The organism is Bacillus sp. JK62 (assembly GCF_053663455.1).
Genome location: NZ_JBSJQA010000006.1, coordinates 113,103 through 125,712 on the forward strand (window position 1 = coordinate 113,103; position 12,610 = coordinate 125,712).

Annotated in this window: 9 protein-coding genes; 8 read left to right on the forward strand and 1 reads right to left on the reverse strand. The window is 46.5% G+C overall.

The genetic code is table 11. From position 1 onward, the window contains the following. The first annotated feature begins 85 nt into the window (after nucleotides 1-85). The 7 genes from ACWJJ4_RS14415 to ACWJJ4_RS14445 all read left to right on the forward strand — a co-directional run bounded on the left by ACWJJ4_RS14415 (nucleotide 86) and on the right by ACWJJ4_RS14445 (nucleotide 10,038). Nucleotides 86-1,324, forward strand: coding sequence for a LysM peptidoglycan-binding domain-containing protein (locus ACWJJ4_RS14415; protein ID WP_454021745.1), 1,239 nt, complete (start codon nucleotides 86-88; stop codon nucleotides 1,322-1,324). A gap of 83 nt (nucleotides 1,325-1,407) precedes the next feature. After that, nucleotides 1,408-1,998 carry a superoxide dismutase family protein gene (locus ACWJJ4_RS14420; RefSeq protein WP_057080768.1) on the forward strand — a complete coding sequence of 197 codons (591 nt, stop codon included), beginning with the start codon at nucleotides 1,408-1,410 and terminating at the stop codon, nucleotides 1,996-1,998. Nucleotides 1,999-2,075: 77 nt separating this feature from the next. Further along, the gene (locus tag ACWJJ4_RS14425) at nucleotides 2,076-2,966 is read left to right on the forward strand and encodes an AAA family ATPase (RefSeq protein ID WP_454021746.1); all 891 of its coding nucleotides are present in this window, start codon (nucleotides 2,076-2,078) and stop codon (nucleotides 2,964-2,966) included. A gap of 10 nt (nucleotides 2,967-2,976) precedes the next feature. Next, the gene (locus ACWJJ4_RS14430) at nucleotides 2,977-4,893 is read left to right on the forward strand and encodes a vWA domain-containing protein (protein ID WP_454021747.1); all 1,917 of its coding nucleotides are present in this window, start codon (nucleotides 2,977-2,979) and stop codon (nucleotides 4,891-4,893) included. 227 nt (nucleotides 4,894-5,120) lie between these two features. Beyond that, nucleotides 5,121-7,955 carry a 2-oxoglutarate dehydrogenase E1 component gene (gene sucA / locus ACWJJ4_RS14435; protein WP_015388115.1) on the forward strand — a complete coding sequence of 945 codons (2,835 nt, stop codon included), beginning with the start codon at nucleotides 5,121-5,123 and terminating at the stop codon, nucleotides 7,953-7,955. A gap of 15 nt (nucleotides 7,956-7,970) precedes the next feature. After that, nucleotides 7,971-9,218, forward strand: a complete 1,248-nt coding sequence (odhB, locus tag ACWJJ4_RS14440) for a 2-oxoglutarate dehydrogenase complex dihydrolipoyllysine-residue succinyltransferase (RefSeq protein WP_064107643.1) — start codon at nucleotides 7,971-7,973, stop codon at nucleotides 9,216-9,218. A gap of 73 nt (nucleotides 9,219-9,291) precedes the next feature. Then, nucleotides 9,292-10,038: an MBL fold metallo-hydrolase gene (locus ACWJJ4_RS14445; RefSeq protein WP_454021748.1), complete on the forward strand. Its 747-nt coding sequence runs from the start codon at nucleotides 9,292-9,294 to the stop codon at nucleotides 10,036-10,038. A 27-nt stretch (nucleotides 10,039-10,065) separates the two neighbouring features. Here the strand turns inward: ACWJJ4_RS14445 and ACWJJ4_RS14450 are convergent, their stop codons facing one another. Next, nucleotides 10,066-11,034 carry a bile acid:sodium symporter family transporter gene (locus tag ACWJJ4_RS14450; protein WP_278071057.1) on the reverse strand — a complete coding sequence of 323 codons (969 nt, stop codon included), beginning with the start codon at nucleotides 11,032-11,034 and terminating at the stop codon, nucleotides 10,066-10,068. A 203-nt stretch (nucleotides 11,035-11,237) separates the two neighbouring features. Here ACWJJ4_RS14450 and ACWJJ4_RS14455 point away from each other — a divergent pair, with 203 nt between their 5' ends. After that, entirely contained in the window at nucleotides 11,238-12,575 is a 1,338-nt protein-coding gene (locus ACWJJ4_RS14455; protein WP_007407975.1) for a sodium-dependent transporter, read from the forward strand. The last annotated feature ends 35 nt before the right edge of the window (nucleotides 12,576-12,610 follow it).

A 12,610-nucleotide genomic window follows, 5' to 3' on the forward strand; every position in this document is an offset into this window, starting at 1 on the left:
TTCTGAATGAATCCTGCATAACAGGCGGCGTCCAAAGAAAAGGGACGTCCCTTTCAGCAATGATAAATAGGAGGTTTTTCGTTATATGAAGAAAAAAATCGCAGCCGGACTGGCTGTATCTGCAGTAATGACTTCAACCTTCGCCGTGCATCCCGCTGAAGCAAAAACCATTCAAGTAAAAAGCGGCGACTCTCTTTGGAAGCTTTCCCGAAAATATCATACAAGTATTTCAGCCCTGCAGGCGGAAAATAAACTGAAATCAACGATACTCCATCCAGGACAGCGGCTGCACATTCCCGACGGCAGCGGCACACATAAGGGGCAAAAGGGAAAACCAAGCACGGGTGCCTACACAGTTACATACGGAGACTCATTATGGGTGATCGCAAAAAAATACAGAATGAGCGTTTCTGAACTGAGAAGCCTGAACCGTTTGAGTTCAGATGTCATCTATCCGGGCCAAAAACTGAAAATTAAAGGGTCTGCCGGCGGCACGGACGGAGGCGGCAGACAGACAAAGCCTGATAAAGGCGCATCAGGGACTTACACTGTGAAGCCGGGTGACTCGCTGTGGAAAATCGCCAATCAAACCGGCATCACCATCGCCGAACTGAAAAAGCTGAATCAATTAACATCAGACATGCTGTATCCGAATCAAGTATTAAAGATCAAAGGTTCTTCACATAACGGAAACAGCGGCACAACACCGCCATCTCATTCAAATCCTTCTGAGAAGCCATCCACTTACAAAGTAAAAGCAGGCGATTCCCTCTGGAAAATTGCTAATCGGTTCGGCATCACCGCTCAGCTCATCAGAGAAAAAAATAAACTGACAACTGATGTGCTTCAAATCGGACAGGTTCTTGTGATTAACGGAACGGGAAAAACAGAAGATCCTGTGCGTCAGCCGGATAACAAACCGGAAAAGCCAAACAAGCCAAATACTCCCGAACCTCCGGTGACAGGGTCAAAGATTGACAGAATGATAGGCGAGGCGAAAAAACATGTCGGCGTGCCTTACCGCTGGGGAGGCAATACGCCTGCGGGCTTCGATTGCAGCGGTTACATCTATTACCTTTTAAATAAGGTAAGCTCTGTTTCCCGTCTGAGCACGGCCGGATATTGGAATACGATGAAACATATCAGCCAGCCGTCAGCAGGCGACTTTGTCTTCTTTACGACATATAAAGCGGGCCCTTCTCATATGGGAATGTATTTAGGCGGAGGAGACTTTATTCACGCAAGCTCCTCCGGGGTTGAAATTTCAAACTTAAGCAATCCATATTGGAAAAAAGCTTATTTAGGAGCGCGCAGTTATTTTTAAAAAAAGCCTTTCGGGGCTTTTTTTTGTTTACCATTTTCACGTTTTGACAAGACTGATGGGTAAAAAAATAAGGGGGAGGAAGCATGAATCGTCTCTTGCTTTTTCTCATGCTCGCATCAATTACGCTTTGCGGCTGCGGGGGGAGACCCGCTCCTGTTCCGCCCAAAAAACATGGGGAAAGCCGCGCATTGGAAGCATCTGCATACCGTGAGCATGCCGGACTCATCAATCAAAACGGAAAAACGATCGGATATATCGAAGTGAGGGAATCTGATGATGAAGGGTCAGACATTCATATATCAGCGGGACATCTGCCGCCCGGCGCTTCTCTCGGATTTCATATTTATGAAAAAGGGACATGTCAGGCACCTGATTTCGAATCAGCCGGCGGTCCGTTCAACCCTTTGAACAAAGAACACGGCTTCAACAATCCGATGGGTCATCACGCCGGGGATCTCCCCAATCTTGAAGTGGGGGCTGACGGTAAAGTGGATGTCATTATGAACGCGCCGCAAACTTCATTAAAAGAAGGGAGCAGACTCAGCCTGCTCGACCGGGACGGAAGCGCGTTCGTCATTCATGAACATACGGACGATTATTTAACAAACCCGAGCGGAAATTCCGGGGCCAGAATCGCCTGCGCTCCCCTGACAAAAAGCGCCCGCAGGGAATGAGCCCTTTTGTATTGAGTATACAAGGGCTTTTTTAGTATACTCGGTTATGGAATACAAATGGAAAGGAAACATCACCTATGACTTCAGAATTACAGCACCTATCACTTCCGGAAGATATACAAAACAAACTGCAGGCTTATCAAAATCATCCCGTTTCCCAAGAATTCCACGATTTAATCGGATCATCAGGCTATGAGGCCGAAGATAAAGCGATTGTATTCGATGCCGTCATCGCTTTGACAATGGGAAAAAATATCTTATTAAAAGGACCGACGGGTTCGGGGAAAACAAAATTGGCGGAAACGCTTTCGAACTACTTTCATAAACCGATGCACAGTGTCAACTGCTCCGTAGACCTCGATGCAGAAGCGCTTGTCGGCTATAAAACGATTGAAAATGAACAGGGGCAGGCGACAATTGAATTCGTTCCCGGACCTGTAACAACCGCAATGAATGAGGGACATTTTTTATACATTGACGAAATCAATATGGCAAAGCCTGAAACCCTTCCGATTCTAAACGGCGTGCTTGATTACAGAAAAATGATGACAAATCCCTTTACAGGAGAAGTGATTAAGGCAAGCGAAGGATTCGGTGTTATCGCCGCGATTAATGAAGGCTACGTCGGCACCGTTCCGCTGAACGAAGCCCTTAAAAACCGTTTTGTCATCATTGATGTTCCGTATATTAAAGGAAGCCTCCTGAAGCAGGTGCTGACCTCTCAGTCTGTCTTAAAAGATGAGAAATTAATTGAGCGCTTTATGACGCTGTCTTCTGATTTAATCGCGCAAGCGCATAACGGACAAGTGTCAGAAGAAGCGGCATCCATCAGGGCTCTCATTGATACGTGCGACTTGGCTGCGTACATCCCGCCGAAACGGGCGATTGAAAGAGGCATCGTGGAAAAACTTGACGATGACAGGGAAAAAGCCGCTGTCAGAAATATTGCAGAAACGCTGTTCGAATGAGGGATATACAATGAAGTTTATCAAATTTAACGACAGCACGATTGATTCGTTTTTGTTCATGATGCTGACTGATCTGGCCAAAACACTGACCAGAAGCAGTGAAGTTGAAGTGGAATACGGCGTGCAGTCTTACTACAATCCCTTTGAAAAGAAAATTTACATGAGCCACTTTTGGAAAGACCGATCAGCCGGGGATATGGAAGCCGGCCTGAAAAGCGATGTCTATTTGCGCGCTGTCGGAACACGCAGCAGCTCATTTCGGGTATTTGCGGGGTTTTTAAATGACGTTCACCGGCACTTCACCCGCCAAAGCTTTGCCAAGCAGCTGTTTATGCTGCTTGAGGATATCAGAATTGAAGAGCTGATCAAAAAAGAACGGCCGGGAACGAAACGTGTTTTTCAGAAGCGGAGGGAGATGTACAGGAAATATTTCACGACGCAGCTGACATTGAATTTAGAACGGAGCATTTTCACCGACGCTTTGTATTGCGCGATGTTTGTCAAGCTGACGGCTGAGTCTCCGCTTGAAGGCATTCCTACCATGCATGAAAATATTGATATGATGATACCGTATATTGAACGTCAGCTCATCCGGGTGTATGAGGCGGATTCTACGGAACAAATCGCAACAATAACGGAAGACCTCATGGAAGGCCTTGATGAAGTGCTTGAGAAAGATATGCTGAACACATACTTTTTTCTGCCGGAACTTGATTACGAAAAAGCTGCTGAAGAGCCTTTATTCGAAAGCGTAAAAAAAGCGCCTTCATTAAGTGACGATCTCACGCTCCCTGAGTCTTCCGACGGAGATGAAGAGATCCTTGAAGAGAAAATGAATACGTGGCACCGGGAAACCGAAGCGCCGTCAAAAAGCTTCCTTCAATTTGATATTGAGCACGGCGCGAAGTCAGATCTTGGGAAAGACGCGGCCAGAGAAGGCGATGCCGGTGACCAGGCGCTCGGCTCCGTTCAAGGTTCCTCACGTCAGACGAAAAGAGAGGATTACTCCAAACTGGAAGCGCTTGAATCCATTCAGGATGAACATGAGGGCGCCGGGCTGGCTGACGGAAAAGAAAACAAATTTGCCTTCCCGGTTTATCAAACGCCTCATAAAGCGTCTCCCGAAGAGGAGCAGTCTTATAAAGAACAGGCAAAAACGATAGAATCATATCAAAAACGCCTGAAGCAGATGATACAAAAAACGCTTGAGCACAAAAAAACGCTCCCGCGGACCGACCTTCACGCAGGCCGGCTGAATCGCAAACTCATCCGCTATTTTACGGAACGGAACCCGCGCCTTTTCTATAAAAAGCAGGACCCGTCCTCAGACATTGACGCCGTTTTTACATTGCTTGTCGATTGTTCGGCCAGCATGTTTGACAAAATGGATGAAACAAAAAGAGGGATCGTTCTTTTTCATGAAGCCTTGAAATCAGTATCCGTCCCTCACCAAATCGTCGGATTTTGGGAGGATACAAACGAAGCGACCGAAACGAGCCAGCCGAATTTCTTCAATACCGTCATTCCGTTTGAAGAGTCGCTGCTGCAGGCTGCGGGTCCGCTGATCATGCAGCTTGCGCCTGAAGAAGATAACAGAGACGGATACGCCATCAGACAAATGACGAAACAGCTGATGCGGCGGAGTGAGGCGCAAAAATTTTTAATTGTGTTTTCAGACGGAGAGCCGGCAGCATTCGGATACGAACAAAACGGCATCGTCGATACGAGCGAGGCTGTCATCGAAGCGAGAAAAAAAGGGATAGAAGTCATAAATGTTTTTCTGTCCAATACTGCGATAGAAGAATCCCAGATGAAAACCATTCAGGATATGTACGGAAAGTACAGTATTTTTGTTCCGGATGTCGATCAGCTGCCCGATGTGCTGTATCCGCTCTTGAAAAAACTGCTTCATAAAAGCATAGGATAGGCTTTTTCCTATGCTTTTTCGCTTTTTATTTTAAAATGATTTAATTTTTTCGGTATTGATCTGTTTTTTTTACTATTTTGTGAACAATCAAGGTAGAATCCAAACGCAATCAGTGGTAAAATATCCTTGGAAGCGTTTTTATTACATAATTTTGGGCACAGCGTTCAAAAGTTATTTCAAGATAGTGAATTGATCACTTGATTATCTAGGTTGGGGGTAATATTCAAATGTTTCAAAATAATATGAAACAAAGAATGAATTGGGAAGATTTTTACGGACCGAACCTCGGCTACGCACTGGAGCTGTACGACCAATATGCTGAAGATCCAGACAGCATTGATCCGGATCTGAAAGACATGTTTGACGAACTAGGCGCTCCGCCAAGCCAAATAAAAGAGGCATCGGAAACAAAGGAACAGGGACGCGTCACCGCAGATCTGATTCAAAAGATCGCAGCAGCAGTTAAACTTGCAGAAGATATTCGAACCTATGGCCATCTGAACGCTTCCGTCAATCCGCTCAGAAAGGATCCGAAAAAGAGCGAGCTCTTTCCGTTATCCGAGTACGGGCTTACAGAAGAAGAAATGAAAGCAATACCCGCGTCTGTCATCTGTAAAGACGCACCTGCCAATATAACAAACGGCTTAGAAGCCATCCAGCATTTACGCAATACCTATAAAAGAACCATCTCTTTCGAGTTTGACCATGTGCATGATTTCGAAGAGCGCGCATGGATTACAAAAATGGTCGAATCCGGAGAACTGTTCCGGAAAAATTCACCGGAAAAACTGTCAGCCGTTTTAGAAAGACTGACGGAAGTAGAAGGATTTGAACAATTTTTACACCGGACATTCGTCGGTCAGAAGCGTTTCTCAATTGAGGGATTAGACGCGCTTGTGCCGGTTCTTGACGACATTATCGCCCAGTCTGTGAAAGCGGGCACAACCAATGTCAATATCGGGATGGCGCACAGAGGCCGTTTAAATGTGCTTGCGCATGTGCTCGGCAAACCGTATGAAATTATTTTCTCAGAATTCCAGCACGCGCCGAATAAAGACCTTGTGCCGTCTGAAGGATCGACCGGCATCAGCTACGGCTGGACGGGCGATGTCAAATATCACCTCGGTGCAGACAGACAGCTTCAGGATGCTGAAACCAAAAGCGCGCGGATTACGCTTGCAAATAACCCGAGCCACTTGGAATTCATCAATCCGATTGTTGAAGGAAGCACGCGGGCGGCACAGGAAACAAGAACGCAAAAGGGGTACCCGGTTCAAGATGAAACAAAATCGCTCGCCATTTTAATTCACGGTGACGCAGCGTTCCCGGGAGAAGGCATTGTCGCCGAGACGCTGAACTTAAGCTCTCTGAAAGGCTATCAGGTCGGCGGGGCCATTCATATCATCGCCAATAATATGATCGGCTTTACCACTGAAAGCGATGAATCACGATCTACGAAATATGCCAGTGATTTGGCGAAGGGCTATGAAATTCCGATCGTTCACGTCAACGCGGATGATCCGGAAGCATGCCTGTCAGCCGTTAAATTTGCGGTTGAATACCGGAAGCGGTTCAATAAAGATTTCTTAATCGATTTAATCGGGTACAGACGATACGGCCACAATGAAATGGATGAGCCGTCAACGACACAGCCGATGCTGTATGATGCCGTCAGAAAACACCCGACTGTCAAGCGGATCTTTGCGGAAAAACTCGTAAGTGAAGGACTGATCAGCGAGGAAAAAGCGCAAAACATCGAAATGGCAGTGACAAAACGAATTGAAGACGCCTATAAAAAGGTGCCCGCCAAAAAAGAAGACGCCGTACGGGAAATTGAATTGCCGGAGCCGGTGTCCAACGGTTTTCCAGACGTTGACACAGCCATTGATTTTGATGTTCTCCGCAAGCTGAACGGCGAACTTATCAACTGGCCGGAATCCTTTAACGTGTTCGGCAAGCTGAAAAGAATCCTGGAAAGACGTGCAAAAGCGTTTGATGATGACCGTAAAGTTGAATGGTCATTGGCTGAATCGCTTGCGTTTGCTTCCATTTTGAAAGACGGCACGCCGATCCGGCTGACCGGACAGGATTCAGAGCGCGGAACGTTCGCTCAAAGAAACCTTGTGCTGCATGACAGCGAAACAGGAGAAGAATTTGTTGCTCTCCATCACTTAGACGACTGCGCTTCTTCATTTACGGTGCATAACAGCCCGCTCTCTGAAGGATCGGTTCTCGGCTTTGAATATGGATACAACGTGTATTCGCCTGAAACGCTTGTGTTGTGGGAGGCGCAGTACGGAGACTTTGCCAATGCGGCTCAAGTCTATTTTGATCAATTCATATCTGCAGGACGGGCAAAATGGGGACAAAAATCAGGGCTGGTCATGCTGCTGCCTCACGGTTACGAAGGGCAGGGCCCTGAACACTCCAGCGGCCGCGTCGAGCGGTTCCTGCAGCTGGCGGCGGAAAACAACTGGACAGTGGCCAACCTGACAAGTGCGGCTCAGTATTTCCACATTTTAAGAAGACAAGCGAAAATGCTGCTTCGTGAGGAAATCCGTCCGCTTGTGATCATGACGCCGAAGAGCCTGCTGCGCAACCCGAATACGGTATCTGAAGTGCAGGAACTGAGCGAAAGCCGATTCAAGCCTGTCTATGAGCAGTCCGGTCTTTCCCACGCTTACGAAAAAGTGACTCGCGTCGTATTATCAAGCGGAAAAGTGTCAATTGATATCAGCGATCACTTCAACAAAATGGAAGGCGATAAGGATTGGCTTCATATTGCCAGAATCGAACAGCTGTATCCGTTCCCGGCAAAAGATACGAAGGAGCTTTTCGCCAAACTGCCGAACCTGCAAGAGATCGTTTGGGTTCAGGAAGAGCCGCAGAACATGGGGGCATGGAGTTATATCAGCCCGTATCTGACGGAAATTGCGCCAAAAGGAGTAAATGTCCAATACATCGGCCGAAGAAGACGATCCAGTCCCGCAGAAGGAGATCCGACAGTCCACAAAAAAGAACAGGAACGCATTGTATCTGATAGCTTGACTCGCAAAAACTAAGGGGGAAATGTAAAAATGGCGGAAATTAAGGTACCTGAATTAGCAGAATCAATCTCAGAAGGAACGATAGCCCAATGGTTAAAGCAGCCCGGTGATTATGTAGAACAGGGTGAGTACTTGCTTGAACTGGAGACGGACAAAGTAAATGTTGAATTGACAGCAGAAGAATCGGGTGTTCTAAAAGAGGTATTGAAAGATTCGGGTGATACCGTCCAAGTAGGAGAAATTATCGGTACCATTACAGAAGGCGCTGGCGAAAGTTCTGCACCCGCCCCTTCAGAAAGTGCTCAAGCCAATGAACAAACGAAAGAGGAAGCAAAAGCTGAACCTGCTGCACAAGAAGTCAGCCAGGAAGCACAATCAGAAGCGAAATCCAGAACGGTAGCGTCTCCGGCTGCACGCAAGCTGGCAAGGGAAAAAGGGATTGATCTATCACAAATTCCGACGGGGGACCCGCTTGGCCGCGTGCGCAAACAAGATGTGGAAGCTTATGAAAAACCGGCTTCAAAACCTGCGGCACAGCCGAAACAGCAGGCTCAAAAAACACAGCAAAGCTTTGACAAACCTGTCGAAGTGCAAAAAATGTCCCGCCGCAGACAGACGATCGCGAAACGATTGGTTGAAGTGCAGCAGACTTCTGCGATGCTGACTACATTTAACGAAGTTGACATGACGGCCGTTATGAATCTAAGAAAACGCCGTAAAGACCAATTCCTTGAGCAAAACGATGTAAAACTCGGTTTCATGTCGTTCTTTACAAAAGCCGTCGTGGCTGCATTGAAAAAATTCCCGCTCCTTAACGCTGAAATTCAAGGCGATGAGCTGATCGTGAAAAAATTCTATGACATCGGTATCGCTGTCGCGGCTGAAGAAGGGCTTGTCGTCCCAGTCGTACGTGACGCTGACCGCCTGACGTTTGCCGGCATTGAAAGAGAGATCGGCGAACTTGCGAAGAAAGCGCGAAACAATAAATTAACATTAGGTGAGCTGCAAGGAGGCTCCTTCACGATCACAAACGGAGGTACATTCGGATCGCTTATGTCAACACCGATCCTAAACAGCCCTCAGGTCGGGATCTTAGGTATGCACAAAATTCAGCTGCGCCCAGTAGCAATTGATGCGGAGCGCTCTGAAAACCGTCCGATGATGTACATCGCTTTATCATATGATCACAGAATTGTAGATGGTAAAGAAGCGGTCGGGTTCCTTGTCACCATTAAAAACCTGCTTGAAGATCCGGAACAGCTGCTGCTGGAAGGATAATTTGAGACAGACAAAAAGTACACTGCCCTTACAAGCAGTGTACTTTTTTTATTGAGCGAAGGGGAGAATTTATATGAAAAGCTGTTATCCGCTTGAGATCGAGTTTGAATATAATGAAGAATTGCATTCAATCACTCCGGTTCTTCTGCAAGACGAACATGACACGATATTAATTGACTGCGGATATCCCGGTTTTACAAACCATCTTCAACACGCTGCTGCCCGGCATGGAATGTCGCTTCATTCATTGACAAAAATCATTGTAACGCATCACGACATAGATCATATCGGCTCACTCGCTGCATTACACCGTTTGCACCCGGATATCAGCGTGACAGTACATGAGCGTGAAGCGCCGTATATTGACGGCTCTAAAAAATCTTTACGGCTTGAGCAGGCTGAATCAACGTTTAGTTCATTGCCAGAGGATGCAAAGCCTTATGCAAAACAGTTCATCCGCTCGCTTCAATCAGTCGAATCGGCCCCAGTTCACCGGACAGTTACTGACGGTGAGCTGCTGCCTTGGTGCGGAGGCATTCGGATTGTAGCCACGCCGGGTCATACACCCGGCCATATCAGTCTTTATCTGCCTGCCGAAAAAACAATGATCGCAGGTGATGCGGTCGTCATTGAAGACGGAAAGCTGAAACTTGCTAATCCTGACTATACGTTACATATGGATGATGCGGTCCGATCTGTGCAGCGGCTGCTCGATTACGATATCCGCCAATTGATTTGTTATCATGGAGGTTTATTTCAGGGGGATGTAAAAAAAGCGCTTTTGCGCCTGTTTCGTGATCTGCAGAATAAACAAGGATAGGAGCTGCAGCAGCCTATCCTTGTTCAGTTATGAAAACGGAATCTTTGCCGTTTCTTCTTCGGCGCTGTTTTTCTCTTTTTTCTTAGACCAGTAGGTGGCAAGAACAGACCCCGACAGATTGTGCCATATGCTGAAAATTGCGCTCGGCACGGCTGACAAAGGGGAGAAATGCGCTGTCGCAAGTGCTGCGCCCAGTCCGGAGTTTTGCATCCCGACTTCTATCGCAATCGCTTTTTGTGAAGCATAATCCATTCTGAACAGCTTTGCAGTCAGGAATCCTAACAAATATCCGATTCCGTTATGTAAGATGACGACAGACACAATCAGCAGTCCGGATTGAAGCAGATGCTCACGATTTACACTGACGACAGAGGATACAATCGCTACGATGCCGATTACCGATACGAGAGGAAGCGCGTGCACGGCTTGTCCGACCTGTTTTTTGAAGAACAGCTTCATAATCACCCCGAGGACGATCGGCAAAAGCACGGCTTGCATAATGGAAACAAACAGTGAACCGAAAGAAACGGGAAGCCACTCTTTCGCAAACAGCATAATAAGTGCCGGCGTTACAATAGGAGCAAGCAATGTTGAGATCGTGGTGACCGCAACAGAAAGTGCCGTATTGCCTTTCGCCAAAAACGTCATGACATTTGATGCCGTACCGCCCGGACAGCATCCGACCAGAATGACGCCCGCGGCGATTTCTGCGGGGAGGCGGAGCCCGATTGATAAACAGAAAGCCGTAAGCGGCATAATCGTAAACTGGGCAGCGACCCCGATCACGACATGCCAAGGCTTTCTGATTAATTCTTTAAAATCGTCTGCTTGAAGAGTAAGCCCCATCCCAAACATAATAATACCAAGGAAAATCGTCATATAAGAACTGATCCAAGTAAACAAATCAGGGCAGGCGAATCCCAAACCGGCAAAGACGATAACCCACAAGCCAAAGGTTTGGCCCGCAAACCCGCTTATTTTTTTCAGCCATTCCATAAACACAGCTCCTTTTATATCCAATCAATCAGTCAGAAAATATAACTGACTTTTCTGTACTCCATTATAAATAATATTCTGAATAATTCAATATTAAATATAAGTTTTCGATAAAATTATTATGTAAACTAATATCTTCTTGACTATTCAGACATATATTCTTACAATTGATTTTTATACTGAAATGAATTGGGAGTGCTGAAGTGAAAGAAGCTAATCAATGGTCATCTAAGCTGGGATTTATTTTAGCTACGGCCGGCTCTGCAATCGGGCTCGGCGCAATATGGAAGTTCCCTTACGTAGCGGGAACCAGCGGAGGCGGCGCTTTTCTGCTTGTTTTTATTTTATTTACTGTTTTAATCGGACTGCCGCTTTTGCTTGCTGAATTTATTATCGGCAGAAAAACACAAAAAAACGCCGTTGAATCCTATAAGGCGCTGGCGCCGGGGAAAAAGTGGCACTGGATCGGATATCTCGGAATCATTACGTGTTTTATTCTATTGTCCTTCTACAGCGTAGTGGGGGGATGGATATTAATCTACATTATAAAAGGCTTTACAGGCGGTTTATCGCTTTCTTCGGGATTTGATACGTTATTTATCGATACCATTTCCAACCCTTATGCAGCGGTTTTCGGTCAGCTGCTGTTTATCGTGCTGACGATTTTAGTTGTGGCAAAAGGGGTGAGCAGCGGCATCGAAAAGGTAAGCCAGGTGCTGATGCCGGCTCTGTTTATTCTGTTTATTCTTTTAATGATCCGCTCCGTTACGCTGCATGATGCAGCGAAGGGATTAAAATTTTTCTTCATGCCTGATTTTGGCGCGATGGATGCCAATACCATTTTATATGCGATGGGTCAATCATTTTTCTCGTTAAGCGTCGGAGTGTCCGTAATGGTTACATACAGCGCATATTTAGAAAAAGAAGAAAATATTGTTCAATCCGCCGTATCGGTGACGGTATTAAATGTCCTTGTTGCCGTGATGGCGGGAGTGGCGATTTTTCCGGCGGTATTTGCGTTCGGCCTCAAGCCGGATCAAGGTCCGCAGCTTTTATTTAACGTGCTGCCGACAGTCTTTAACCAAATGCCGTTGGGCATCGTGTTTTTACTCGCTTTTTTGCTGCTGTTTTTATTTGCGACGCTGACATCGGCTTTTTCAATGCTTGAAATTTTAGTTGCTGTTTTGTCAAAAGGCGATTCGGCAAAACGGAAGCGGTATGCATGGATCGGGGGACTTGCTATATTTATTGTCGGGGTTCCTTCGGCGCTGTCGTACGGAATTTTGAGTGATGTTTCTATTTTTCACCGCAGTATTTTTGACGCTGCGGATTTTCTGGTCAGCAATGTCTTAATGCCGCTGGGCGCGCTTTTAATTGCCGTTTTCGTACCGCTGAAAATTCCGAAACAGATGCTGTTTGACGAACTGAAAAGCGGTTCCGGTATAAAACGAAAATGGTTTGCAGTCTGGCTCCTATTAATCCGTTATGTGGCTCCTGTAGCCATTATTATCGTTTTTCTGCACGTGCTTGGTATTTTTTAGACCAAAAGAAGCAGGCCCCCGTTCAAGACGGGGGC